This is a genomic window from Mucilaginibacter sp. A5337, assembly GCF_059690695.1.
Genome location: NZ_JCAWEC010000006.1, coordinates 249,526 through 275,120, shown reverse-complemented (window position 1 = coordinate 275,120; position 25,595 = coordinate 249,526). Strand labels below are relative to the sequence as shown.

The following is a 25,595-nucleotide window of genomic DNA, read 5'->3' as shown; positions in this document are numbered from 1 at the left end:
TTATTGTTGGGGTTGTATAAATATTTTCATTTCGCATTGGGCCAATGTATTGCCCTTGCTGATAATTTTTCCTTTAATGATAGTTACATCGAAAACCTGGTTTTCCATTTTTACTTCGGTTTCAATAGTGTCGCCAACCTTTGGTAAGGCAAATACTTCCAGATTTTTTACTCCGCCAATAAAGCCAGGCTGCACAGGTTTGCCCAATTGCTGAGCGGCATATCCGGCACCTGCCGCTGCCGTTTGAGCTATGTTTTCTGTCAGGCCTGCTTCGCTTAGTTCTCCCTCGCTTACCAAAACATTTTCGGGCAATACCAACAGCGTAGTACGCATAATATCTTCTGATGCCGATACCAGCGTATCAACCATTACAAACGGCGGTCGCTGCGGGATCAATGCTAAAATATCCTGTGTTGGTAAGGTCATTGCCAAAAATTATAATAGTTGTACCACTGTTCGGGATACGTTTTTACCTTGTTCTCAAAGCTGATAATAAAATCGTCTGCCAGTTGTTCCATACCCTTGCCTCTGCCCAGGTCCGAATAATCTTTTACCGGGCTGGCAAAAAAATGATAATGCAGTGCGCTTTCCTTTAAGGCATAAACAAATGTTACCGGGACTTTAAATTTTTCGGCCATGACGAAAGGCCCTGCCGGGAATTTCGCATCCTCACCTAAAAACTCCCTTGTTATGGTTTTATTGCCTTCGATATACCTGTCGGCATGCATGCAAACCAGCTCATTGTTCTGGAAAGCCGCGTTGATTTTAAATATGTGCGACAGGTCATTTTTGATTACAATGATATTTATTTTCCGCTCGCCGGTTACCGAATCCATGTATTGCTTAATCTGCTTATCCTCGCCATCAAACATCACAATGTTAATGCGGGTATTGATATGATCAAGCAGTTCGCCTGCTATTTCCCAGCTGCCTATATGCGAGCTAAGGAGCAACCCGCCCTTGTTCATGGCAGCAATCTGCCGCAGGTTATCTATCCCGTCAAAATTAAAAGTGAACTTATTGGGGATGCCCGACATGATCACTACCTTATCAATAATACTTTTCCCGAAAAGGTAATAATTACGGTACAGTTTAAATATTGATTTTACCTTGCCGAAACCGAGCCGCTTATGGAAATAGTAGTAAGTGCCTTTTGATGTTTGCCACGAAAACAGGAAATAGTAAAGCGCCACAAACCTCAGCATAAAATAAGCGGGCAATACGCCAGCTGTTTTTAAAACGCTTACAAAAATGCGGTAGCCAAGGGTGTTGCCTTTTGATTTTCCCTGCCAGGCGGGCATTAGGCAAGCTCCTTAGGTTGTACGCGCGATAGTACGTAGTCGTAAAAATCCTGGAAGGTAACAATACCCGTAAAATCCTCTGGCTTTACTTTGAACCCAAAGTTGCTTTCAATCACTACAACAAGGTCAATATAATCAAGGCTATCCAGGTCGAGGGTTTCTTTCAGATTTGCTGTGGGCACCATTTTATCTGCATCAACCTCAAATTCTTCGGCAAGGAAGCTGTTGATTCTTTCAATGATCTCTTCAATTTGCATAACGGCTTAGTTTAAATATATTTTTTAATAATCAGGGACGAATTGGTGCCGCCAAACCCAAACGAGTTTGACAGAAATGTATCTATATTTTTCCCGACGGTTTCGGTAGCGATGTTAAGCTTCGCCGAATCTTCATCGGGGTTTTCAAAATTAATGTTTGGTGCCACGAACGAGTTTTGCATCATCAGCATTGAATAAACGATCTCGCTTGCGCCTGCCATCCAGCATTCATGGCCGGTCATGGATTTTGTTGAGCTTACCAGAGGCTTATAATTGCCAAAAACCTCGTCAATAGCTTTAGCCTCGCTGGCATCACCGGCAGGGGTAGAGGTAGCGTGGGCGTTGATATAATCAATTTCGGATGCTTGTATCCCCGCATCTTTAAGCGCCATATTAAGTGAACGCACCGGGCCTTCAACCGTTGGGTTTGAGATATGCCCTCCGTTTGAAGAAAAGCCGTAACCAACAACCTCGCCCAAAATAGTCGCGCCTCTTTTCAGCGCCGAATCCAAACTTTCCAGGATCACGGTAGCTGCACCGCCGCTTGGCACCAATCCATCACGGTCACGATCAAATGGTCGGGAGGCTTTAGCCGGATCGGCTTCATGTACAGAAAACGCCGAAAGCGCATCAAAACTGCCCATGGAATAATGGCTCAGTTCCTGTGCGCCGCCACAAATAATACAGTCCTGCATGCCGCTTTTGATGAGGTGGTAGCCCATGCCTATCGAATGCGAACCACTGGCGCAAGCTGCACTGATAGTGAAGTTAACACCGCGAAGCTTGAATATGGTAGCCAGGTTCATGGTAACGGTTGAGTTCATGGTTTGAAAAACCGCTCCCGAGCCGATAAGCATGGTGTCTTTTTTTTCACGGATAATATCAGTGGTTTCAATAACTGCTTTGGCGGTACTGTCGTTACCATATAAAATGCCCACATCGGTTTGAGCGATATAATCGGCATCGATACCAGCTTGTTGCAATGCTTCTACAGTAGCTATGTAGGCGTATTCACCCTGCTCGGGGAGCATAATGCGCGCCCGGCGATCAAGCGTACCTTTCAGGTTGGGCTTTTCAACCGCACCGGTAAGGCCCGAGCGGTAACCAAAATCTTTACGGATAGCATCATATACAATGCCCGACCTGCCGGCATAAAGGGACTCCTTAACTTCATCAAGATTTTTCCCAATACACGAATAGATCCCCATCCCTGTTATCACAACCCTATTCATATCTGAGCAAAAACTGATAGTACATAGTCAACAAAATATGATAAAAATACAAAAAAATAGAACTTTATGGTTTTTGTATGTATATCGGTTCTTTAATGTTTCAAATTTCGGCCTTTAAAATACCTGTATCTTAATAGCTTATAATTAAGTTTATATTAAGAGTTAAATACTCTTGTGTTTGTTACCGGCAAATAAGATTTGCCGCCGCTCGGCTCCAGCCGAGTGGTAATTATTTCCAGGCCTCTGGCCTTCTTATCTTCTTGCGCACGTTTCAACGTGTGCTTAATATGTTTTAGCGATTGTATCGCCTGTATCGCGTTTTAAACGCTATCCCAGTTTAAGCGCTCGTTGCAAACGAGCGCAAGGTTTGGAATTTCTTTTTTCTTCGGAGGCCAGAGGTCGCTTGATAGTTGTCACTCGGCTGGAGCCGAGCGGCGGCGATTGGGTTAGGAATACAGGCCCCCATTTATCGAAAGCACCTCTGCTGTAATATAAGCCGCTTCCGGAGAGGCCAGAAAGCCTACAGCATGGGCAACTTCTTCCGGAGTGCCGAACCTTTTTAGAGGTACCATCGCTTTCAATTCCTTCTCATCAAGACCGGCAGTCATGTCTGTTGCTATGAATCCCGGAGCCACAGCATTTACTGTAATTCCCCTGCGACCAACCTCCTGGGCTAAAGCCTTGGTAGCACCAATAACCCCGGCTTTGGCCGCCGAGTAATTTACCTGCCCCGGCAAGCCTTTCAATCCCGAAAGCGAAACCACGTTAACAATGCGGCCGTATTTTTTCACCAGCATACTGTTAAGCACCAAACGGGTAACGTAAAAGAACCCGCTCAAGCTGGTGTTCAGCACGCCATCCCATTGTTGGTCGGTCATCCACATCATCAGGCCATCGTCTTTAACGCCGGCATTGTTTATCAAAACTTCAATGTACTTTTCGGTATTGGTTTCTATCCAGTTACCTAATTTTTGCTGGATATCATTTTTATCGGCTACATTAAATTGCAACAGTTCACCGTCGCCTCCGTTGGTTTTGATCTGAGCGAGGGTGTTCTCTGCTTCGTCGATATTGCCTTTGTAATTAATAAGTACATAATAACCCATATCGGCCATTTTGTAGCAAATGGCCCTGCCAATTCCTCTTGAGCCGCCGGTTACTAATGCACATTTCATATGATATTTTTGGTATTAAAAGGTTTAACAATTCAGGAAATAAGTTCGGCCGTTTCAAAATAAGCTTTCACTTGTTGCAGATCCTGGTACTTGGGTTTGTCCTCAATAAATGTAGGGAATATCCGCCTTAAGTCGGTATAAACTTTGTTGGTTGGGGTAGATAACTTGTTTGCACAATCAAGATAATCGACCGCCTGCAGCAGGGTCATGGCCTGGATAGCCAGCACCTCAAAGCTGTTATCGATCACTTTTTTGGTTAACAATGCCGCGTTGCAGCCCATGCTTACAATGTCTTGATTATCATTATTGTTCGGGATGCTGTGTACGTACATCGGGTACGAAAGGGTTTGATTTTCAGCAACTGTCGAGGTAGCTGTAAACTGCATTCCCTGCATCCCGAAGTTAAAACCAAGCACTCCCATGTTTAAAAACGGCGGAAATTTTTGGTTCAGCTTATCATTCAGCAGATAATTCAGTTGCCTTTCGGATAGCATGGATAACCGGGTAACAGCTATCTTCAGTTTATCCATCTCCAGCGATACATAATCGCCATGAAAATTACCACCGTGAAAGATGTTATGATTTTCGTGATCGATAACCGGGTTGTCGTTTACCGAGTTAAGCTCGTCTACAACTACATGCTCGGCCCGGGCGATGGTATCATACACCGGACCTAGGATCTGCGTAACACAACGGAGCGAATAATATTCCTGCACCTTATCCTCAAATACTTCCTGATCGATGTTTTCGGGATTGTATAAATGCTCGGAGCGGCTGCGGGTCATTTGACTATCCTTCAGGATTTCTCTTAGCTGTGCTGCAACAGCATTTTGCCCTGTATGGTGTTTTACCTTATTCAGCTCGTGCGAGTAATGATCATCAAAAGCACCTACCACCTCGTTGATCATGGCAGATAGCATCACTGACCAGCCCAATAGCTTTTTAGCGCGGATGATATTCAGCAAACCAACCCCCGTCATAGCCGAGGTACCATTGATGATGGCCAGGCCTTCACGGATCTGGATTTGCAATGGCTTGATGTTCAACTGTTCAAAAACTTTGGCCGTAGGTTGTATCTCGTTGTTATAGATAACTTCACCTTCGCCTATTAAAACTAATGCCAGATGGGCTAATTGTACGAGGTCGCCGCTGGCACCTACGCCGCCGTGTTCAAATATGCAGGGATAAACGTTTTTGTTAATAAGTTCAGCAAGGAGGTTTACCAGTTCGGGATGTACACCAGAGTGCGCCTGCATAAAGCTGTTGAGCCGGGCAAGCATTAAGGCTTTTACCAGTTGTGGTTGCATCAAATTACCGCCACCTGAGGCATGGCTGCGGATGAGGTTGTACTGTAATTGCAACCGGTTTTCATCGCTCACCTTATATTGCGCCATCGGGCCGAAGCCGGTATTGATACCATAAATTAACTTATTGGATGAAAAACTGCCAAGAAAATTAAAGCTGGCTTCTACCTTTTCGAGCGCCTGTTCATCAGGAACAACGGTAGTGTTTTTAAAAATTACCTGGTAAAAATCATCCAGCGTAAGGGTTTTTCCTCCAACCGGTAGTATGGGCACAGTAGTTTTATTTAATAAGGTTTCCACAAATCAGGGCGAAAATAAGGTAAATGTTCGGATTTGAAAATAGCACAGCCGCCGCTTTGCCTCGGGCGAGTGGCAATTATTAAACGGCCTCCGGCCGGTGGGTATTGTGAAGCCTATTAAAAGCTATTTGTTATTTATAATTGAAAAAAATAATAGTTTTGATAACACCGCTTATTACTTAATGAAAGCGCCTAAAACTCCCAAACCATTTATTCGATACGAAACCCTCAAAGCTTGGGAGGTTGTTATTGTTGTGATTTATGCGCTGATAACGGTAGTCATTGCGATGTCTCGATTGGTTTTAAATTTATCATTTAGAAGAGACGCAATCATTTTTTATGCTGCAGTGCCTCAGTTGTGTTTCTTGTTTTTTCTTTATGTGTCACTGAGAAACTTTAGATTTTACCTGATTTGGTTATGTTTCGGAGTGATGCATTTTATACTTTTTTTATGTTTTAAAGGCCCGTCTGAATTTCAAATGATTGGAAATCCATCAGGATTACTTGCCAATACGCTTCCATTATTATTTCTTTTTCAAGCGTTAAGATATTATAGTGTTAATATACTACACCGGGAGTTTGTTTCTCCCGCCAAAGGCGAGGATGGCGATTTGATTGAAAACAAAAAGCCAACAGGGACTGACTATTTAATTTCTGTAATTTATTTCGGAACATGGTTTGCGCTTACTATGTTATCGGCAAGTCATAGTTAAATAAATTGCGTATATGCATATTGGGTGTGCTTCTGTATGGCTGCCACGCTATCAATCTTGATGAAGTAATACTTTACATCCACATAAAAATTTAACGTTTAATTTAACCCGAAACAATAACTTTGTAAAGCATTAAACGTAAACCCACCCCTTGGCGCAAGTCTTGTGTGCAGGATGGTGCAGGCGGACTTGTGAATCGGCAAGCCCAAGTTACCCCATGCTCGTTTGCCATCCCGCAAAACTTGAGCTAAGGAAGCGTACCCGCCGTGTATAGCATGCGATTGCCACGTCGCGTCCGGCACGCTAAGCCGGTTGGCTCCTCGCAATGACATGATTTATAACTTCCACACAAAAATTTAACGTTTAATTTAACCTGAAACAATAACTTTGTAAAGCATTAAACGTAAACCCATAAACCCCATTTGATAAAAACCTGGACTGAAGCCGGTACGTGCGATTGATATATGACGGATAACTTACAAATGATACAGGCAAAGTTTAAACAATTACAGGTATGCGTTATTATACCCACCTATAATAACGCTGGCACGTTGGCCGCTGTTATTACTGATGTTTTGGCTTATACCACCCAGGTTATTGTTGTAAACGACGGCTCGACCGATAGCACGCAAGCCATTATCCAGTCATTTCCGCAAATTCAATCTGTAAGCTATACCCAAAATGTAGGCAAAGGCTGGGCCCTACGCAAAGCTTTTGAGTTTGCTATCGAGCTGGGTTATCAACACGCCATTACCATCGATTCGGACGGGCAGCATTTTGCAGCCGACCTGCCCGCTTTTATAGAAAAGCTGGAACAGGAACCGGATTCACTGATCATTGGTTCGCGTAATATGGAGCAATCATCTGTGCCGGGCAAAAGCAGTTTTGGGCACAAATTTTCTAATTTTTGGTTTTGGGTGGAAACAGGTATTAAATGTCCGGATACACAATCGGGCTACCGCTTGTATCCAATTCACCTGCTCAAAAACACCAAATATGTTACCCGTAAATACGAGTTTGAAATAGAGGTGATCGTTCGTGCGGCATGGAAAGGTATTAAGATTGATTGGGTACCGGTTACGGTTTATTACGCCCCGAAAGAAACCCGGGTATCGCATTTTCGCCCTTTTCAGGATTTTTCGCGCATCAGTGTGCTTAACACCATATTGGTGATTATAACTTTCGCCTACATCAAGCCCCGCGATTTTTTCAGGACGCTTTTTGATAAAAAAAAAGCGAAGCAGATGCTCAAAAACCTGTTCTTTAACCCTGAACACTCGCCACAGCTTAAAGCTAAATCTGTAGCCTTTGGTGTTTTTATGGGGATTGTGCCCATTTGGGGTTTCCAGTTGCTGGTGGCTATTTCGCTGGCATTCTTGTTTAGGCTCAATAAGGCCATAGTGGTTACGGCGGCGCATATCAGCGTAGCGCCCATGATCCCGGTGATCATTTTTTTGAGTTACAAAACCGGCAGCCTCTGGATGGGCGGCAAGGATGTGGATATTCCCCTGGATAAAATTTCACTCAAATCCATTGGCGAGCATTTGGAACAATATCTTTACGGCAGCATTTCGCTGGCAATTTTTGCAGGTATTATAGCAGGATTGCTCACTTTTGCGTTACTAAAGCTGTTTAAGCGGAGGCCTGTCCCCGCGCTGTAATTCATGGAAAAAATCCTGGTAGGCATCTATAATTATTTCAATGCCCGCAAGCCACTGTTTTATACCGTGTTTGCGTTAAGCTTTGTGCTTATAAGTTTTTTTGCTTCGCGGATAAGGTTTGAGGAGGATATCTCCAAGGTACTTCCCAAAGATAAGAAGATCGAAAAACTTAACTACATTTTCCAGAACTCCAAATTTGTGGATAAGCTGGTGGTGATGGTATCGCTCAAAGATTCCACGCAGCAGCAGCCCGATAGCCTGATAGCTTTTGCCGATAATTTTACCGAAACAGTTCAGCAAAAATTACCTGGATATATTAGTAAGATCAATGCGAAGATTGATGACGGCCTGGTGTTGGAACTGTTTGGCACTATTAATAAAAGCCTGCCCATTTACCTGAACGAGCGTGATTACCTGAATATCGATACACTTATCCGCCCGGATCAGGTAAAAGAAACCCTTGCCCGCAATTTGCGCACGCTAACCTCGCCCGCCGGGCTTGCGCTGAAAAGCATGATCAGCAGTGACCCGGTTGGCATCTCATACCTCGGTCTCAAAAAATTACAACAGCTGCAATACGACGAAAATTTTGAACTGTACGATAGCTACGTGATGACCAAAGATCATAAGAACCTGCTGTTGTTTATCACGCCAAAATATTCGCCCAATAACACCGGCGAGAACGCTGTAATGCTTAAAGGCATTGATCAGGTTATTGATAGTCTGCAGGCTAAAAATTTCAAGATCATCAATTGCAGTTACTTTGGTACCACAGCGGTATCAGTTGGCAACGCCCTGCAATTGCGCCGGGATTCGATGTTTACGCAGGGGATTACGGTAGTGTTCCTGATTGTTTTCCTGGGATTTTATTTCAGGAAAAAGCGAGCGCCGGTTGTGATCCTGGTGCCGGTTTTGTTTGGTGCATTGTTTTCGTTGGCCGTAGTTTATTTTGTGAAAGGCAGCATTTCTGTTATTGCCCTGGGCACAGGCTCGGTGGTACTGGGCATCGCGGTTAATTATTCGCTGCATGTGTTTAATCATTACCGCCATACCCGTAGTATTGAACAGGTGATCCGCGATCTGGCTATGCCGCTTACCGTGGGGAGTTTTACAACCATTGGTGGTTTCCTTTGCCTGGAGTTTGTGAAGTCGGAAATGTTGAAAGACCTTGGTCTGTTTGCTGCCTTTAGTTTAATCGGCGCTTCGTTTTGCTCTCTGGTGTTCCTGCCGCATTTTATTGCCTCTAAAAAAGAACAGGATCAGCATACAGCCCAGCTATCGTGGATTGATAAATTATCAGCCTATAACCCTGAGTATAATAAATTCATTATTTCGGCTATTGTTATTCTCACTGTGGTATTTAGCTATACCGCCCGGAACGTGAGTTTTGAAACGGATATGAACCGCATGAATTTCATGACCGACAAGCTCAAAGCATCCGAAGCTAAACTGAACGCAATTAACAAATATGCGCTTCAATCGGTTTATTTCCTTGCCGAAGGCAAAACGCTTGATGATGCGCTTCGGACTAACGAAAAATTATCGGCTCAGATTGACTCGCTAAAGGGAAAAAATATCGTTAAAAAATACTCGGGAGTATCATCGCTCATCATTTCCGACTCGCTGCAAAAAGCCCGCATAGCCCGGTGGAATAACTACTGGACACCTGCAAAAAAACAGCAGTTGATGGCTGTTTTGCTTAAAGAAGGCGAAGCCCAGGGCTTCAAGCCCTCTGCGTTTGATCATTTTCAGGAGCTCATCAACAAAAACTTTAAACCGGTTGGGCAGGATGAAATGGCAGGCATCCGTAAAAGTTTGCTGGACGATTACATTACCGAGCGACCGGGCCGGGCGGGTGTTATTACACTGGTAAAAATAGCCCAGGGGGATAAAGCCAAATTGTATAGCCTGTTCGAAAATTCGGCAAATGTTACCGTTGTTGATAAGCAATACCTAACTAATCGTTTTGTAGGTATCATCAATAATGATTTTACGAGTATCGCGGTGATGTCGTCGCTATTAGTGTTTTCGGTATTGCTGCTTACTTACGGGCGTATCGAACTTACGTTGGTTTCTTTTATCCCGATGTTTATTTCCTGGATCTGGATTTTGGGGTTGATGGGTTTGCTTGGTATCCAGTTCAATATCGTAAACATCATTATATCAGCCCTGATATTTGGTTTGGGCGATGACTATAGCCTGTTTATTATGGATGGGCTGCTGCAGGAATATAAAACCGGCAAGAAAAACCTGTCGTCGTACAAATCATCTATATTCTTGTCGGCCATTACCACGGTGGTAGGTTTGGGTGTGCTGATATTTGCTAAACACCCGGCATTGCGTTCCATCGCCTTGATCTCCATCATCGGGATAGTTTGCGTGGTGGTAATGGCCCAGATACTGATCCCGTTTTTATTTAACCTGCTGATCAGGAACAGGGTGAACAATAGGCGCTTCCCGTGGACGTTGAGCGGCTTTGCGATCTCGGTATTTGCTTTTACATATTTTGTGAGCGGCTGCCTGTTGTCAAGCCTGATTGGTTTGGTTTTGATCAAGCTTAATTCGTTTAAGGGTGAGCGGAGTAAATATGTTTACCATGCTATCCTGTCGAAGTTTTGTTGGTCGATGATGTACATTATGCCCAACCTGCGTAAGCGTGTGGTGGATAAAGATAAGTTTGAAAAACCAGCCGTGGTGATCAGTAACCACCAATCGTTTTTGGATATCCTGGTGCTGATCATGCAGCATCCAAAGCTCATTTTGTTTACCAATCACTGGGTATGGAACTCGCCGGTATTCGGGGCTGTGGTGCGCATGGCCGGGTACTTCCCGGTGGCCGAGGGTGTGGAGCAGAATATTGATGAACTGGCCGAAAAAGTAAAGCAGGGTTATTCGATGGTCATCTTCCCTGAAGGTAGCCGATCTCCCGACGGTAAAATGAAACGCTTTCATAAAGGAGCATTCTTTTTGACAGAGCAATTAGGGATGGATATTGTGCCGATTATGCTGCACGGCACAGGCTATAACATGACCAAAGGCGATTTTCTGCTAAAAAATGGTACAGTAACTATAAAATATCTGCCTCGGATTACGCCCAACGATGCAGCATTTGGTACAGGCTATGCCGAACGCACCAAAAACATCAGCCGGTATTTTAAAGAAGAATACCAAAAGCTAAGTGTCGAAATTGAGCAGCCTGCTTACTTTAAAGAGCAGCTGTTTTATAACTACCTGTACAAAGGCCCGGTACTGGAATGGTACATGCGCATTAAGCTGCGGCTCGAAAAAAATTACCAGGTATTTCACGATCTGCTGCCCAAACAAGGTAAAATGCTTGATTTGGGTTGTGGCTATGGCTTTATGCCTTACATGCTGCATTTTGCAGCGCCGGGGCGTGAGTTTACCGGGGTTGATTATGATGAGGAAAAGATAGAAGTAGCCAACAATTGCTTCAGTAAAACGGCTGAGATCAATTTTGTTTATGCCGATGCGCTTGCCTTTGAAATGCAGCAATATGATGCCATCATCATAGCCGATATGCTGCACTATTTGCAACCTGAAGAGCAAAAGCAGTTGATAGAGAAATGTATCGCTAATTTAAACCCTGCTGGTATACTCATTATCCGCGACGGCGATGCCGATCTGCAGCAAAGGCAAAAAGGTACAGCTTTAACCGAGCTTTTCTCCACCCGTTTGCTGGGCTTTAATAAAACGGGCAAAAAAGGCCTGTCGTTCATTTCGGGTAAAGTACTCCGGGAATTGGCCGCCGAGCAGGGTATGTCATGTACTCAAATTGATGATAGCCGGTATACCTCAAATATTATTTTTGTGATCAGAAAAGAAGGGAAGCAGGACTAAATGGACGATAAGTTTGATGTATTGATCATTGGTAGCGGTATGGGCGGTTTGGTTTGCGCCGATATGCTTGGTCGCGAAGGTTACCGGGTTTGTGTTGTTGAAAAGAACAAGCAGCTTGGCGGTTCGCTGCAAACCTACGTGCGCGATAGGGTGATCTTTGATTCGGGGGTACATTATTTGGGCGGGCTCGACAAAGGGCAGAATTTATACCAAATTTTTAAATACATCGATATTATTGATAACCTGAAACTTGAAAAGCAAAGTCCGGACGCCTTTGATAAGATCATGATCGATAACGACCCGGTGGAGTATCCGCAGGCGCAGGGCTATGAAAATTTCATCAAACAATTACTGGTTTATTTTCCGGATGAAGAGCCTGCCTTGCGTGCTTATTGCGACAAGCTGAAAGAGGTTTGCGATAAATTCCCGTTGTATAATTTGCGCTCGTCGGATGATTTTTATGAAAAGGCCGATGTGCTGGAGGTGGATACCGAAGCCTTCCTGGCATCTATCACCAGTAATAAAAAACTGCAGCAGGTACTGGCCGGCAATAACTCTTTATACGCCGGACAGGCCGATAAAACACCGTTGTATGTGCATGCGCTGATCCTCAATAGTTATATTGAAAGCTCATGGAAATGTGTTGACGGCGGTTCGCAGATTGCCAAACTGATAGCCCGCAATATCCGCGAAAGGGGAGGCGTTATCATCCGTAATAAAGCCGTGAAAAAACTGGTGGAGCAGGATGGAAAAATATCATACGTTGAACTGCAACATGGCGAAAAGCTGTATGCCGGTCATTTTATATCCAACATTCACCCGGTAAAAACGCTGGAAATGACGGATTCATCCATGATAAAAAACGTATACCGCAACAGGTTGAAAAGCCTGGAAAACTCGGTGTCGTCATTCACCATCAATATTGTATTTAAAAAAGATTCTTTTAAATATTTCAGCCATAACGTTTACAGTTTTAAAGACGGGCAGGTATGGCACATGGCCGACTACACGCAGGAAAACTGGCCGCTGGGCTATGCCGTGTTCATGACACCCTCGTCAAAAAATAAAGAATATGCCGATGGTATGACCATACTGGCCTATATGCGTTATGAAGAGGTGAAGCCCTGGGAGGATACGTTCAATACGGTATCTGACGAAGCTTACCGCGGCGAAACCTATGAGCAATTCAAAAAGCGCAAAGCCGAAGTATTACTGGATGATGTGGAGCTGAAGTTTCCGGGTTTGCGGGAGCAGGTTTATTCTTACTATACAGCCACACCACTTTCATACCGCGATTATATTGGTAATGAAGATGGCTCGCTTTATGGCATTGCCAAAGACTATAAACACCCGCTGAAAACATTCATTTCGCCGCGCACCAAATTACCCAACTTGTACTTTACCGGGCAAAACCTTAATTTACATGGTATTTTAGGTGCTGCTATGAGCGGGATAGTAACCTGTTGCGCCTTGCTGGGCAATGATGAACTGATAGATAAAATAAGAAATGCGTAACAGGAAATTTAGCTGGAAAAAGTTCGGGAAGAGATTACTGTACACTGGTCTTGTTTTTGTAGGGTTGCTGCTGATTGGCTTTATTTACCTGTATTGCGTAGCTATTGATTATCCCCCCAAACCTGCCGATCTGACCAGTTTGCAATTGCAGCGCAAAGAGCTTTCACCGGGTTTTTATACCATCAATAATAACTGGTTCAGAAAAAGCAAGAGTGGTTTATTTGAGATGTATGTGGAGGGTAAGCCTTTTGAACGTGGGGTGATTAACGGTAAGCTGAGCAAAGAACTGGTGGTAAACCAGGAGGTTTATTTTACCGATCAGATCAACAAGATCATTCCCTCAAAATCATACCTGTCGTTTCTGAAATATTTCATAGCCTGGTTTAACCGCGATCTGGCGAAAAACGTAAGTGAAGAATATAAAGAGGAGATCTACGGTATCTCTAAATCAGCTTCGGATAAATACCAGTTTATAGGCTCCAATTATCAGCGGATCCTGAATTACCATGCCGCGCACGATATCGGTCATGCTTTACAGAGCATGGCGTTGGTTGGCTGTACTTCGTTCGGTACCTGGAATGACCGTTCGGCCGACGGTACCATGATTGTTGGCCGCAACTTTGATTTTTATGTGGGCGATAATTTTGCGCACGATAAGATAGTGGCATTCTTCAACCCAAGTGAAGGGCATAAATTTATGACCATAACCTGGGGGGGATTTGTGGGGGCGGTATCCGGCATGAACGAAAAAGGCCTGAGCGTTACTATTAATGCCGATAAAACCAATATCCCATCGGGTTCGGCTACTCCGGTATCTTTAGTTGCCCGCGAAATTTTGCAATACGCCCAAAACATCAATGAAGCCATCGCGATAGCTAAGAAGCGCAAAATGTTTGTGTCGGAGTCATTCCTGATAGCCTCGGCCGAGGATAATAAAGCCGTAGTGATCGAAAAAACACCTGATACGCTGGATGTATATGATCCGCATCAAAACTATATTATATGCGCCAATCATTTTCAAAGCAAGGGGTTGGCACACTCTAAAGAAAACCTGGTGCAACTGAGCAACAGCGCATCGCCGTATCGATATCAGCGCTTAATGGAACTGCTGAATGCCGAAGGAAAAAACACTGTTCAAAAAACGGTGGATATACTCCGTAACCGCCAGGGCTTGCATGGCGAAGATATTGGTATGGGGAATGAAAAAACGCTGAACCAATTAATCGCCCATCACTCGGTAGTGTTTGAGCCTCAAAAGCTGCTGGTTTGGGTATCAACTTCGCCATGGCAGTTGGGGCAATTTGTGGCTTACGATTTGAAAAAGATCTTTGCCATGAAAGGCATGCAAACTGATCATGAAATTATAGATAGCACGCTAACTATTAAACCCGATACGTTTTTGAATACAAAGGCTTATCATGATTTTATAACTTTCCGCACACTGAAACAAAAAGCTTTTGATGGGGGCGAGATCAATCCGGATAGCGTAGTAGCAAGCAATCCGCAGTTTTACCATGCTTACGTAATAGCCGGAGATTACTCGTTTAAACACCGCGATTATAAAAAAGCCCTCGGTTACTACAAAACTGCTTTAACTAAAGTGATTGCCACTGTAAATGAGGAAAATTATATTAAAAAACAGGTTGAAAAATGTACTAAAAAGCTAAGTCCATGACAGTTTACGGGGTAGGTATTGATATGATAGAAGTAGAGCGTGTGCAAAGCAGCATCGCCAAAGAGCAAGGCTTCCGCGAGCTCGTTTTTTCGGCAAATGAGATTACTTATTGCGAAAGTAAAGCCAACACGTATCAGCACTATGCCGCCCGTTTTGCCGCCAAGGAAGCTTTTTTTAAGGCGCTGGGTACCGGCTGGCTAAAGGATACCGCTTTTAACGAAATTGAGATCAGCAATGACGAAAACGGTAAGCCATGCCTTGAACCCATTGGCGAAAGCGCCGTAGTGATCAACCGCAACGGCCCACTGAAAATTTCTGTATCATTAACCCATTTAAAAACAATGGCATCTGCCGTGGTAATTATTGAAAAGTGATAGTATCTCCGCCTAAATCATTAGCATACCAACCCAGACACGAGGTTGTTAACATACAGGAACAAAAATTGCAGGAGTTACTGACCTATCTCAGCCGCAATTCGCCGTTTTATAAAGACCTTTTTGCTAAACATCATATCGATATTAGCCAGATCAAAACGCTTGATGATCTGCGGTTGATACCGACTACCACTAAAGAGGACCTGCAAAAACGCTATGATGATTTTTTATGCGTGGATAAGGGGAGGATCATCGAGTACAGTTCTACATCAGGTACGCTGGGTAGCCCGGTAACTATCGCGCTTACCGAAAATGATTTGGAACGGTTGGCTTATAATGAATATAATTCTTTTACCTGTGCCGATGGTTCGCCTGCCGATTTGTACCAACTGATGCTTACGCTCGACAGGCAGTTTATGGCGGGAATGGCTTATTATTCGGGCATTCGCAAGATAGGGGCGGGTATTATCAGGCTGGGACCGGGTGTGCCGTCGCTACAGTGGGAAACCATTTTAAGGCTGAAACCTACGGCCATTGTAGCGGTGCCATCGTTCATTTTAAAGCTGATCCACTTTGCGCAGGAGCATAATATTGATATCAATGCCTCATCGGTTAAAAAAGCGGTTTGTATTGGCGAAAATATCCGCAATACCGATTTCAGCCTGAATATCCTCGGCCAAAAAATAACCGAAGCCTGGAATATCAAGTTGTATTCCACCTATGCCTCTACCGAAATGCAAACCGCTTTTACCGAGTGCGGCGAGGGCAGGGGCGGGCATCACCAACCCGAGCTGTTAATAGTGGAAGTATTGGATGAGCATAATAACCCGGTTGCTCCCGGCGAATCGGGCGAGGTTACCATTACTACGCTCGGTGTAGAGGGTATGCCGTTATTGAGATATAAAACAGGCGACATCTGCCATTATTTTGATGAGCCCTGTACCTGCGGTCGTACAAGTATCAGGCTGTCATCTATTGTTGGCCGTAAAAAGCAGATGATCAAATTTAAAGGGACAACCCTTTACCCGCCGGCATTGTTCGATCTGCTGAATGGTATGGAAGAGATCAAAGATTTTGTGGCCGAAGTATACTCTAACGAAATAGGAATGGATGAAGTGCTGCTGCACATACTGCCTGTAAGCTATACCGATGAGTGCGACCGGAAGATCCGTGCTAATTTACAGGCCAGGCTGAGGGTGAGCCCACATATTACCTACCTAAAACACGATGAAATGCAGAAATTGCAATTCCCTGAGGCGGTACGTAAGCCGGTTAAGTTCATCGATAAAAGAAAGTAAGTGATTATGTGCTAACTTTGCATCATGCATAATGCCGATATCCTGGGCCGGTTAACGCAGCAGTTTGAACTGCCGTTTAGTAACCCGGTACTTATCTTCTCGCTGATATTGCTGATCATTTTGCTTGCTCCAATCATTATGGGCAAGTTTAAAATTCCAGGTATTGTGGGTTTCATTATGGCGGGGATAGCGGTAGGACCGCATGGATTAAACCTGCTTCGTAAAAGCTCGGCGGTTGAACTATTCTCTACCATCGGCCTGCTGTACATCATGTTCATAGCCGGTATCGAACTTGACCTAAATGAGTTTAAGCAAAAAAAGCACAAGAGCCTGGTGTTTGGCCTTTTTACTTTCTGCATCCCAATCCTGATAGGTTTTTCGGTTTGTTATTATGTATTGGGTTATTCGTTAATAACCTCGGCCCTTACAGCCAGTATGTTCGCTACACATACGCTGGTGGCTTATCCCATTGTAAGCAAATACGGTATAGCTAAAAATGAGGCTGTAGCCATAAGCGTAGGCGGCACCATACTCACCGACACCGCGGTGTTAATATTGCTGCCTGTAATTATGGGTGCTAAGGATGGCGGACTTGGTTTCAGTTTTTGGCTGCAACTGATGATATCGCTTTCCCTATTTGCGTTCATTATGTTTGCGCTGATACCTCCCTTGGCAGGCTGGTTTTTTAACCGCTATCGCGATAGCAAAACGCTGCCCTATGTGTTTGTGCTTTTTATCGTGTTCCTGTCGGCTTTTCTTTCACAGCTGGCCGGGGTTGAGCCAATCATTGGTGCCTTTGTGGCCGGGCTGGCCCTGAATAAATCGGTGCAGCAATCGCAGGTATTAATGGCCCGGATCGAGTTTGTGGGTAATGCTATTTTTATACCATTCTTTTTGATCAGCGTAGGCATGCTGGTTGACCTGCGTGTACTTGGCCGAGGTCCGCAAGCTGCCATAGTAGCAGTTAGCCTTACACTTGGCGCTTTGCTTGGTAAATGGCTGGCGGCGCTATCTACCCAAAAAATATTTAAATATTCGTCAACGCAGCGTACACTGATATTCGGATTAAGCAGTGCACACGCCGCGGCTACGCTGGCAATTATTTTGGTTGGTTATAAGGCGCAAATTATTGACGACAATATCCTGAACGGTACCATCATTCTGATATTGGTTACCTGTGTAGTGGCTTCATTGGCTACCGAACGGGCAGGTAAGAAAATAGTTAAGCAGGATGATGAACAAGGAGTTTTAACAGAGGAACAAACTATCGGCTAATGCCGGTTATGATATGAGAAGACGGTTACACAGGCACATTCGCACGGCAAAATACATAGTTTATAAAGAAACCCTTGTTGATTTCAGAGAGCATTTCTGGACTTTCATTAGCTCCTTTGCCGGTATAGCACTTATTGGGTTACTAAACAGCAAATACTTTACGGCCACGGATAATCTTTTTCTGATTGGCTCATTCGGAGCATCTTCGGTATTGATATATGGTGTTATTAACAGTCCGCTGGCACAGCCACGTAACCTGATCGGCGGCCATGTGCTGTGTGCACTGGTTGGTGTTACTATTCATAAACTGGTTCCTCATGAAATATGGTTGGCGGCAGCACTGTCGGTATCTATATCGATAGTATTGATGCAGATTACCAAAACTCTGCACCCGCCGGGTGGCGCTACAGCATTGATAGCCAATATAGGCTCTGAAAAGATCAAGGCGCTGGGGTATATGTATGTATTTAGCCCGGTATTTTCAGGTGCGATGATCCTGTTGCTGGTGGCGCTGCTGTTTAATAACATGACTAAGCACAGGCATTATCCCAATAATAAAAAATGGCTGCAGGTTTGGAGAAGATATCAGCGGTAGGTGTTGCTGTTTTGTTTATTTACTGTCGCCTCTCGCTATTGTTTGTGATATCATCAGCATTGGCAGAACCGATATTTGCCTGCTAACGCCCTGATTTCCTTATGGCGCTGTAAGGTTTGGGAATATCTTAATTACAATTGAAAAGAAAACCAAAATGACGATTATATAGGTGATTAACCTATCTGTACGTTTTGTCTTTAGCTGAAAAGCAGTTAAAAAAGAGATAATGGAATTAAATATTGTCATGGCGATAACTGCTACAAGAAAAGAATGTAGCCTGTTTTCGTCAAAAGTTAGCTGCCTGATCGCCTGATACACCGATTCTATTATAAACCAAACTCCGATGCTGTAAAATATAAGTCTGGAAATCGTTAGGTCCGGGTTTATATGCAAGACCTCTTTTTCGAAAAAAATGATGGTTGTTATATGTATGAAAGTGAAAATTAGTCCCCTGATTTTAATAGGGGTATAAGGGATAAACTCAGGGACAAAGCTAGTTTCATTTATGATATAAAATGCAAGCAACAGCCAAACGAGTGTTATTGCGAAGTATTTGAAGGCGGTTTTAGTAATAAGGTTCATTACTATCAAAGATACTAAAAATGGAAGGGTTCCTTTGACAATAGTAAATTCTGCTTTCGCCATTGTTGTCTCCAACAACGGTTCCGTAGTTTTATCCCGCCTGCTGTTCCTCTTCAGTAAATTTCAACAACACGGCTTCATTTTTTATGCGGATGCTTTTGCCGGATATTTCGATGATCTGCTCGTCGATAAAATCATTTATGGTGCGGAACAGTGATTCATAGGCTGCCCCGGTAAATGAGGCCAGGTCCTGCCGGGTAAGTTCAATATTGATAAAGCCTTCTTCGTTAAGTCCGAATTTGTTTCTGAGCGAAATGAAAGCCTGCGCTACACGGCCTTTAACCGGCATGTGGGCCAGGTTGCGCATGCGTTTTTCTGACTCCTGCAGTTCGTTGGCAAAGAAGCGCATTAGTTTAATAACAAAGTTATTGTTAACCTGCAGGGTGCTTTCAAAAAATGGCATTTCGATATAACAAATTATACCCGCCTCGATAGCCGTGGCCGAAACCGGGTAAAACTCGGTACTGCCTAAACCAAGGTGACCAACAATATCCCCCTCACGGGCAAAACGGAGGATAAGCTCTTTTTCCTTATCCCACTTTTTATGAACTTTTACGGTGCCCGAATAAACAAAGTAAATGCCGGTAACGGGATCGCCTTCCTTAAAGATCTGCTGCCCTTTTTTTACAACGATATTTTTCCTGGCGGCGCTGATGGCCGGGATCCAGTCGGGCAAACAGTGAGTGCATAAAAAGCAGGTCCCCAAATCGCATTTATCTTTGTTTTTCGCCATTTATTGATTTGTATTTAAGCGGGTACTTTTATAAAACGTGCTAATTTATTAAAAGCGGCGGCCTTTTGGCTGCTCCCAGGTAGCCATGTTGAAAATAACTCCGAGGCTTAACAGTACTGCACCTCCAAAAACAGGCCATGGAAATGACCGGATGCCATTAATGTTAATGCTCCAGGGGTGAGAGTCGAACGGGTTAACTGTATTCAGGTTCCTGAACAATAATAATCCGGCAATGATGCTTACGGCACCTAAAACAGAAAGGATGATACTGGTGATTTTCATGACTATTGTTTGTGCAATGATTTTTATTAAAAATTAAGCAAATGTTGAATAAAAATATTGCATGTGCAATATAAAATTGAAAATAAAATTTATTTATGCTGCTTTAAGTATTACCTTTGCAATAAAAATAGTACAGTCCCCTAAAAATGGAGCGGGACTAATCAAAACATGGAAACAAAACAGAACGCCATCCCGGTTTCGCCCTCCTTAAATGATCTTTACAATTTTAAATCCGGCTTAAAAGGTACCCGGCAAATGAAAACAAGGCTGATCTTTATATCGGCAGTTTGTATCCTCATTGCATGCCTCATCAGCGTAATTGCCAAAGGACTTATCTATCTTATAAACATCGTTACCAATATTTCATTTTACGGAACGCTGGATGCCAGCTTCCATAGCCCGGCCAACAACCATTTGGGTTTATGGGTTATTGTGATACCGGCAATAGGCGGTATTATGGTGGGCTTTATGGCTTTGTATGGTTCAAAGGCTATCAGGGGGCATGGCATACCCGAGGCTATGGAGCAGATACTGGTAAATAAGAGCAAAATAAAGCCGATTATAACATTTTTGAAGCCGGTATCATCAGCAATAGCCATAGGTACCGGTGGCCCTTTTGGTGCCGAAGGGCCAATTATTGCAACCGGCGGCGCACTTGGTTCAACTTTTGGACAGTTATTCAAAATATCGCCCAATGAACGTAAAATCATTTTGGCGGCAGGAGCAACGGCCGGTATGTCGGCCATATTTGGTACACCTATAGCCGCAGTGTTTTTGGCTATTGAATTGCTGCTGTTCGAGTTTTCGCCAAAGGCAATATTACCTGTGGCGTTGGCTTGTATTACAGGAGCGGCGGGGCACCATTTATTGTTTGAATCCGGCCCGGTATTCCCAATGCCTGATGTAGACACACCCTCAAATACTGCACTGGCTGTTTACAGTATTATTGGTTTAGCCATCGGATTTATATCATTGGGACTAACCAAAATTGTTTATCTGATTGAAGATTATTTTGAAAAGCTGCCTATCCACTGGATGTGGTGGCCTGCAATTGGCGGTTTAGCCGTAGGCCTTATAGGTTATTTTGCTCCGCATACCCTTGGGGTAGGGTATGATAATATCATTACTATCCTATCGGGTACATTGTCGGTGATGTTAATTGTGCGTTTGTGTTTTTTCAAATTCCTTTCGTGGGCTATTGCGCTGGGCAGCGGCACATCTGGTGGTACGCTGGCTCCTTTGTTAACCATTGGCGGTGCGGCCGGTGCGGCTTTTGGTGCGTTAATACAGTTAACATTTCCTGATGCCGGTGTAAGTGTTCCGATAGCTGCACTTATTGGTATGGCGGCCATGTTTGCCGGCGCTTCAAGGGCTTATTTAACCAGCATCACCTTTGCCCTGGAAGCCACCATGCAGTCGCATGCCTTGCTGCCCCTGCTTGGTGCCTGTACAGCATCATACCTGGTATCATTTTTCCTGATGGAGAATACCATCATGACCGAAAAGATTGCCCGTCGTGGCGTGTACACACCGGATTCGTACGAGCCTGATCTGTTGCAGGTATTAACTGTGGCTGATGTTAACAATGAAGTAGGTATAACATTAAACAGCAAGAGCACTATAGCCGAAACAAGAGCCCTGCTTGGTGGAAATGGCACTATTCAAAACTTTTTTATTGTTACTAATAATGATGGCTCATACGCGGGTATGGTTAACAGGGCTGATATTTATAATCACAGTACATCTGCAGAGCTCGCTATTGGTAATATCACCCGGGCAAGTAAACAAGCTGTAAAGGGCAATGATCCGTTGAAACGTGTGATGGAGATCATGGCCGAAGAGTCGGTAGAAGTGTTGCCTGTTATCGACGCCGGAAATGCCATCGGCGGAAAGATCTCCTATAAAGAGATCTTAAATACCTATTACCGGCATGTTGAGGAAAACAGGCAGGTGAACACCCAAATCTCGCTTAAGCGGCGCAGGCTTAAAATGGCTGTACGCAATGGCAATAAGGCTAAATTTTAAGAAAGTAATACGTAATTAGGTATAAACCCCGTGTAATGCTGCATGGGGTTTTTGTTTTCGGAAACCTGCGTTAATGAAAATAAATATTCGGAAGTTGGATTATTGTTTATTTATTGTATAGCTTTGGTTTATAAACCATTGCGACTTGCTTAGCGTCGTTTACCGTTCCCCATCTATCAAATTTCACCTGTTTGATTTAACGTTGCTGTTGAAAGTAATATTTAACTATTAAATCATGTTTTATGAAAAAATTTGTTATTGAACGGGAGTTACCGGGGGCCGGTAACTTGTCGCCCGAAGAATTACAGGCAATTTCACAGGCATCGTGTTCGGTTGTGAATGAATTGGGTAAGCCCTATCACTGGATCCAGTCGTTTGTTACTGCCGATAAGATTTACTGCATCCACATTGCCGAAAGCGAAGATGTTGTGCGCGAGCATGCTTTGAAAGGTGGCTTCCCGGTAACCAGCATTGCCGAAGTTAAAGCCATTATTGATCCCACTACCAGCACCATGACTGTATAAAATCAAACAGGCCCGGGTTTTGAAGCCGGGCCTGTTTGATTCGTGTATAAATGCATGACTTACTTACCTACCGAAGCTGAGGCTGTTGTTTTAAACAGCGGATTTTCTTTGAAATAAGTGCCTCCGTTAAAGCTGATCACATAATCTGAGCTAAAATGGGTACTCTTTTTATAATAATCGGTACTGATGATTTGCGCGCCTGATTTTTGCGCTGCTTCAAAAGAACTCATGTCGTTGGCACGGGCTTCCTGGGTATCCGAATCGGCGCGGGTACGGATGATGTAACCTTTCTTAACCAGTTTCTGAATTTCTGCCAGATCCTTTTTAGCATCGTTCATGATGTGGATGGCTGCTTCAGGTGTGCCGGGTTGTGCATCGGCAAATAATACGCGGCCTTTCAACGATGGATGCCCCGCGATATAGGCAGCCCTTTTTTCACCTTTCTCATCAAGAATAAAGATGAACTTACCTTTAGCTGCTTTCAAAGTTGGCCAGTTGTTACGCAGTACCGCTGCCTCAAGGGTTTTGTATGTACCGCGTACATCATCTGGTGTAATTAAATATTGTTTGCCAAGGTTATCCAATATCGCTTTATCCAGATCGGCAAAGGTTTTAGCTGTAAATTTTTCCGGAACAGTGAATCCTGGTTTATCCGAAGCCTCATCTTTGGCGTTCATGGTAATGTATATGGGGTTATGATCCGGGTGTTCATCACTCCATTTCTTCAGCTCCTGCAGGCAAAGCTTAAAAGTGGCGCAATTGCTGCGGAAATCAATATCCTCTATGTGGAATACTTTAAAGCCCGGCTCCTTCATTACACCCTGAGTATCAAAAGCCGGCTGACCCGGTACCCAATCCAGCCCTTTAGGATGGGCATATTTGCCACCTTTGGTATCGGCATAAACGTCAATTTCCAAAGCGTTTAAGCCTAAATTAAGCTGGTCGGTGAGACTGATGTGCTCATAATCAATCTTACTCATGCCAACCGAATCGCGCTGTTGCAAAAAACGGAACAGCTTTGGGTTGATGGCCTGTTTATAGCTATTGTGCGAGCCTATTACCTGAAAATGGTTCATTTTCTGGTCGCCGGGATTGCTCAATAATGCTGATGCTGAAAGAACAATGCCAGCAATTAATCCGCCTGTAAGTTTCATTTGGTAAATATATTATTGGTTTAATAAACAAAGCGCAAAAGGCCCGCCTTTTGCGCTTTGTAAAAAAGTTATTGATTAATAACCCGGGTTTTGTTTCAGGTTAGGGTTGGTTTTTAATTCGGTAGACGGAATTGGATATAACCTGCGGGTTGGATCGGTGTTCATTTTCAGATCATCGGTTTTGCCGCCCATTACCGGTAGCGGGTATTCCTTCTCGAATAAACCATAACGGATCAGGTCATTACGGCGCCATGCTTCCCATGAAAGCTCACGTGCGCGCTCATCCAGCAAAGCATCCAAATCAATTGATGTGGCAAGCTCCGCGTGCGCACGGGTACGTAGCTTATTTACTAATGTAAGTGGAGTTTGCGCGTCGCCGTTTATAGTGGTTGGTGCTGCGCCGCGTAAAATAGCTTCGGCTTTCATCAGGTAAATATCGGCTAAACGGAATACCGGAACGTCGTTACTGTTTAAGCGGGTTGCCTGGATGATGTTAACATCAGGATAATATTTGATGGAACGTACACCTTCAGACTGCGAAGTAGTCACATCATTACCCAAGTCCATCGGTTTTAAACCGGTGAGTGTTAAGGTTGGGATAATGTTAATTTGCTTGGTAGCATTCGGGGCCGGATAGTAAACCGGCTGGTTAGTGAAACCACCATTGCCATCAGGGTAATATTGCGGACCGGCCAGCCAGGTTTTGGTACGGTCGTCGCCCGGGATGTTAAAGCGGTTATAAAACTCAGGCGTAGTGCTCATGGCAATACTTAAACCAACGTTAAAGCCGTACGCCTGGGCCAGGTAATAGAAGAAGCCGAAACGGGTAAACTGGTTGCCCGGGATTTGCTGGTCATAAGGAACTGCGAAAATGGTTTCATTAACCTGCGGACCGTTGGTTGGCAAAAATATGTCGCGGTATTTTGCATCCAGGAAGTAGTTGGTATTGGATTGCACGCTATCGCACATGGCAACGGTTTCCTGGTAACGGGTGGTGCCGGTGTATACACCCGAGTTTAGGTACATTTTTGCAAGCAGGGCAAACACCATTCCTTTTGTCGGGCGGCCGTATTGGCCTACGTTAGTTGCGGCATTGCTGCTTTTGGCAGGTAATAACGGTAAAACACTTTTAAGTTCGCTTTCAATAAACTCATACACTTTAGCGCGTGGCTGATTGGTAGGTTGCGTAGTCACCGGGAAGTCGGTGATGATAGGAACGTTGCCATACAGGTCCATCATGAAGTAAAGGTATAAGGCGCGCATTGCTTTAACCTCGGCAATTGACGACGCTTTTTTCGCCGCTGTTGACGAGGACGCATTGATAACAGTAATAATACGGTTACAGGTATTGATACCACCGAAACCCCATTGCCATACCCCGATAACGTTCGGGTGGTCAAAGGTCCAGGTGTGGTAGTGTAACTGGCGGTATTGACCTCCGTCGTCAAAGTTACCGTCGCGGGCAGGTAGGATAGCCTCATCTGTCGACATATCCTGCATACGCCAGTAAGGCACTGCGTAGCTTGACGAAAGGTTTGAATAAATAGTACCCAACAATGCGGTGTAGTCGGCATCGGTAGTCGGGAAGTTGGATTTTACGTATTGTGATTCAACAGGTACATCTAATTTTGTACATGAATATGTGCCAATCATGGTAGCGAAAGCGGCACATGCTAAAAATATCTTTTTCATCTTTTGTCTTT

22 protein-coding genes are annotated in these 25,595 nt (G+C 44.1%); 11 read left to right on the top strand and 11 right to left on the bottom strand.

What is annotated here, in order from left to right:
- The 6 genes from AC59JO_RS21485 to flxA all read right to left on the bottom strand — a co-directional run bounded on the left by AC59JO_RS21485 (position 1) and on the right by flxA (position 5,569).
- The gene (locus AC59JO_RS21485) at positions 1 to 426 is read right to left on the bottom strand and encodes a hotdog family protein (RefSeq protein WP_497307879.1); all 426 of its coding nucleotides are present in this window, start codon (positions 424 to 426) and stop codon (positions 1 to 3) included.
- Positions 423 to 1,301, bottom strand: coding sequence for a lysophospholipid acyltransferase family protein (locus tag AC59JO_RS21480; protein WP_497307877.1), 879 nt, complete (start codon positions 1,299 to 1,301; stop codon positions 423 to 425). Before AC59JO_RS21480 ends, AC59JO_RS21485 begins: the two co-directional genes overlap by 4 nt.
- Positions 1,301 to 1,558: an acyl carrier protein gene (locus AC59JO_RS21475; RefSeq protein ID WP_110584161.1), complete on the bottom strand. Its 258-nt coding sequence runs from the start codon at positions 1,556 to 1,558 to the stop codon at positions 1,301 to 1,303. Before AC59JO_RS21475 ends, AC59JO_RS21480 begins: the two co-directional genes overlap by 1 nt.
- Positions 1,559 to 1,569: 11 nt before the next feature.
- Positions 1,570 to 2,790: a beta-ketoacyl-[acyl-carrier-protein] synthase family protein gene (locus tag AC59JO_RS21470; RefSeq protein WP_497307875.1), complete on the bottom strand. Its 1,221-nt coding sequence runs from the start codon at positions 2,788 to 2,790 to the stop codon at positions 1,570 to 1,572.
- 446 nt (positions 2,791 to 3,236) lie between these two features.
- A complete protein-coding gene (gene flxB, locus AC59JO_RS21465) occupies positions 3,237 to 3,965 on the bottom strand; it encodes a flexirubin biosynthesis SDR family reductase FlxB (protein WP_497307873.1) in 729 nt (242 codons plus the stop codon).
- A gap of 32 nt (positions 3,966 to 3,997) precedes the next feature.
- Positions 3,998 to 5,569 carry a flexirubin biosynthesis tyrosine ammonia-lyase FlxA gene (gene flxA, locus AC59JO_RS21460; protein WP_497307871.1) on the bottom strand — a complete coding sequence of 524 codons (1,572 nt, stop codon included), beginning with the start codon at positions 5,567 to 5,569 and terminating at the stop codon, positions 3,998 to 4,000.
- Positions 5,570 to 5,675: 106 nt separating this feature from the next.
- Between flxA and AC59JO_RS21455 the strand changes: the two genes are divergently transcribed.
- The 9 genes from AC59JO_RS21455 to AC59JO_RS21415 all read left to right on the top strand — a co-directional run bounded on the left by AC59JO_RS21455 (position 5,676) and on the right by AC59JO_RS21415 (position 18,532).
- Positions 5,676 to 6,281 carry a hypothetical protein gene (locus AC59JO_RS21455; protein WP_497307869.1) on the top strand — a complete coding sequence of 202 codons (606 nt, stop codon included), beginning with the start codon at positions 5,676 to 5,678 and terminating at the stop codon, positions 6,279 to 6,281.
- A 464-nt stretch (positions 6,282 to 6,745) separates the two neighbouring features.
- Positions 6,746 to 7,942 (top strand): DUF2062 domain-containing protein, encoded by a 1,197-nt coding sequence (locus tag AC59JO_RS21450; RefSeq protein ID WP_497307867.1) that lies wholly within the window; start codon positions 6,746 to 6,748, stop codon positions 7,940 to 7,942.
- Between the two features lie 3 nt (positions 7,943 to 7,945).
- A complete protein-coding gene (locus AC59JO_RS21445; RefSeq protein WP_497307865.1) occupies positions 7,946 to 11,800 on the top strand; it encodes a 1-acyl-sn-glycerol-3-phosphate acyltransferase in 3,855 nt (1,284 codons plus the stop codon).
- Positions 11,801 to 13,315 (top strand): phytoene desaturase family protein, encoded by a 1,515-nt coding sequence (locus AC59JO_RS21440; protein WP_497307863.1) that lies wholly within the window; start codon positions 11,801 to 11,803, stop codon positions 13,313 to 13,315.
- Positions 13,308 to 14,990, top strand: a complete 1,683-nt coding sequence (locus AC59JO_RS21435) for a C45 family autoproteolytic acyltransferase/hydrolase (protein ID WP_497307861.1) — start codon at positions 13,308 to 13,310, stop codon at positions 14,988 to 14,990. The genes AC59JO_RS21440 and AC59JO_RS21435 overlap by 8 nt, the downstream gene beginning before the upstream one ends.
- Entirely contained in the window at positions 14,987 to 15,364 is a 378-nt protein-coding gene (gene acpS, locus AC59JO_RS21430) for a holo-ACP synthase (protein ID WP_497307859.1), read from the top strand. The genes AC59JO_RS21435 and acpS overlap by 4 nt, the downstream gene beginning before the upstream one ends.
- A complete protein-coding gene (flxY, locus tag AC59JO_RS21425; RefSeq protein ID WP_497307857.1) occupies positions 15,361 to 16,662 on the top strand; it encodes a flexirubin biosynthesis putative acyl-CoA ligase FlxY in 1,302 nt (433 codons plus the stop codon). Before acpS ends, flxY begins: the two co-directional genes overlap by 4 nt.
- 24 nt (positions 16,663 to 16,686) lie before the next feature.
- On the top strand, positions 16,687 to 17,937 hold the full coding sequence (locus AC59JO_RS21420; RefSeq protein WP_497307855.1) for a cation:proton antiporter: 1,251 nt from the start codon (positions 16,687 to 16,689) through the stop codon (positions 17,935 to 17,937).
- Between the two features lie 13 nt (positions 17,938 to 17,950).
- The gene (locus AC59JO_RS21415) at positions 17,951 to 18,532 is read left to right on the top strand and encodes an HPP family protein (protein WP_413670658.1); all 582 of its coding nucleotides are present in this window, start codon (positions 17,951 to 17,953) and stop codon (positions 18,530 to 18,532) included.
- A 99-nt stretch (positions 18,533 to 18,631) separates the two neighbouring features.
- On the opposite strand, the gene AC59JO_RS21410 is transcribed toward AC59JO_RS21415, so the two are convergent.
- Genes AC59JO_RS21410 through AC59JO_RS21400 form a run of 3 tightly spaced genes read right to left on the bottom strand, consistent with a single transcriptional unit; the run spans position 18,632 to position 20,189 of the window.
- Complete coding sequence (locus AC59JO_RS21410; protein ID WP_413670659.1) at positions 18,632 to 19,177, bottom strand: hypothetical protein; 546 nt, start codon at positions 19,175 to 19,177, stop codon at positions 18,632 to 18,634.
- Positions 19,178 to 19,205: 28 nt separating this feature from the next.
- On the bottom strand, positions 19,206 to 19,907 hold the full coding sequence (locus AC59JO_RS21405; RefSeq protein WP_413670660.1) for a Crp/Fnr family transcriptional regulator: 702 nt from the start codon (positions 19,905 to 19,907) through the stop codon (positions 19,206 to 19,208).
- A 48-nt stretch (positions 19,908 to 19,955) separates the two neighbouring features.
- Positions 19,956 to 20,189, bottom strand: a complete 234-nt coding sequence (locus tag AC59JO_RS21400; RefSeq protein ID WP_091222681.1) for a hypothetical protein — start codon at positions 20,187 to 20,189, stop codon at positions 19,956 to 19,958.
- A 168-nt stretch (positions 20,190 to 20,357) separates the two neighbouring features.
- Here AC59JO_RS21400 and AC59JO_RS21395 point away from each other — a divergent pair, with 168 nt between their 5' ends.
- Both AC59JO_RS21395 and AC59JO_RS21390 read left to right on the top strand, forming a co-directional pair.
- A complete protein-coding gene (locus AC59JO_RS21395; RefSeq protein WP_413670661.1) occupies positions 20,358 to 22,214 on the top strand; it encodes a chloride channel protein in 1,857 nt (618 codons plus the stop codon).
- Between the two features lie 242 nt (positions 22,215 to 22,456).
- Positions 22,457 to 22,738: a DUF4242 domain-containing protein gene (locus AC59JO_RS21390; RefSeq protein ID WP_091222764.1), complete on the top strand. Its 282-nt coding sequence runs from the start codon at positions 22,457 to 22,459 to the stop codon at positions 22,736 to 22,738.
- Between the two features lie 59 nt (positions 22,739 to 22,797).
- Here the strand turns inward: AC59JO_RS21390 and AC59JO_RS21385 are convergent, their stop codons facing one another.
- The gene (locus tag AC59JO_RS21385) at positions 22,798 to 23,892 is read right to left on the bottom strand and encodes a phosphatidylinositol-specific phospholipase C1-like protein (protein ID WP_497307851.1); all 1,095 of its coding nucleotides are present in this window, start codon (positions 23,890 to 23,892) and stop codon (positions 22,798 to 22,800) included.
- A 75-nt stretch (positions 23,893 to 23,967) separates the two neighbouring features.
- Positions 23,968 to 25,584, bottom strand: coding sequence for a RagB/SusD family nutrient uptake outer membrane protein (locus tag AC59JO_RS21380; protein WP_413670663.1), 1,617 nt, complete (start codon positions 25,582 to 25,584; stop codon positions 23,968 to 23,970).
- Positions 25,585 to 25,595: the final 11 nt, after the last annotated feature.

Bases quoted from the DNA above. Each gene is read 5' to 3' on its own strand.
- AC59JO_RS21485 (WP_497307879.1), bottom strand. From the start codon at position 426: ATGACCTTACCAACACAGGATATTTTAGCATTGATCCCGCAGCGACCG.
- AC59JO_RS21480 (WP_497307877.1), bottom strand. From the start codon at position 1,301: ATGCCCGCCTGGCAGGGAAAATCAAAAGGCAACACCCTTGGCTACCGC.
- AC59JO_RS21475 (WP_110584161.1), bottom strand. From the start codon at position 1,558: ATGCAAATTGAAGAGATCATTGAAAGAATCAACAGCTTCCTTGCCGAA.
- AC59JO_RS21470 (WP_497307875.1), bottom strand. From the start codon at position 2,790: ATGAATAGGGTTGTGATAACAGGGATGGGGATCTATTCGTGTATTGGG.
- flxB (WP_497307873.1), bottom strand. From the start codon at position 3,965: ATGAAATGTGCATTAGTAACCGGCGGCTCAAGAGGAATTGGCAGGGCC.
- AC59JO_RS21450 (WP_497307867.1), top strand. From the start codon at position 6,746: ATGACGGATAACTTACAAATGATACAGGCAAAGTTTAAACAATTACAG.
- AC59JO_RS21445 (WP_497307865.1), top strand. From the start codon at position 7,946: ATGGAAAAAATCCTGGTAGGCATCTATAATTATTTCAATGCCCGCAAG.
- AC59JO_RS21440 (WP_497307863.1), top strand. From the start codon at position 11,801: ATGGACGATAAGTTTGATGTATTGATCATTGGTAGCGGTATGGGCGGT.
- AC59JO_RS21435 (WP_497307861.1), top strand. From the start codon at position 13,308: ATGCGTAACAGGAAATTTAGCTGGAAAAAGTTCGGGAAGAGATTACTG.
- acpS (WP_497307859.1), top strand. From the start codon at position 14,987: ATGACAGTTTACGGGGTAGGTATTGATATGATAGAAGTAGAGCGTGTG.
- AC59JO_RS21420 (WP_497307855.1), top strand. From the start codon at position 16,687: ATGCATAATGCCGATATCCTGGGCCGGTTAACGCAGCAGTTTGAACTG.
- AC59JO_RS21415 (WP_413670658.1), top strand. From the start codon at position 17,951: ATGAGAAGACGGTTACACAGGCACATTCGCACGGCAAAATACATAGTT.
- AC59JO_RS21410 (WP_413670659.1), bottom strand. From the start codon at position 19,177: ATGGCGAAAGCAGAATTTACTATTGTCAAAGGAACCCTTCCATTTTTA.
- AC59JO_RS21405 (WP_413670660.1), bottom strand. From the start codon at position 19,907: ATGGCGAAAAACAAAGATAAATGCGATTTGGGGACCTGCTTTTTATGC.
- AC59JO_RS21400 (WP_091222681.1), bottom strand. From the start codon at position 20,189: ATGAAAATCACCAGTATCATCCTTTCTGTTTTAGGTGCCGTAAGCATC.
- AC59JO_RS21395 (WP_413670661.1), top strand. From the start codon at position 20,358: ATGGAAACAAAACAGAACGCCATCCCGGTTTCGCCCTCCTTAAATGAT.
- AC59JO_RS21390 (WP_091222764.1), top strand. From the start codon at position 22,457: ATGAAAAAATTTGTTATTGAACGGGAGTTACCGGGGGCCGGTAACTTG.
- AC59JO_RS21385 (WP_497307851.1), bottom strand. From the start codon at position 23,892: ATGAAACTTACAGGCGGATTAATTGCTGGCATTGTTCTTTCAGCATCA.
- AC59JO_RS21380 (WP_413670663.1), bottom strand. From the start codon at position 25,584: ATGAAAAAGATATTTTTAGCATGTGCCGCTTTCGCTACCATGATTGGC.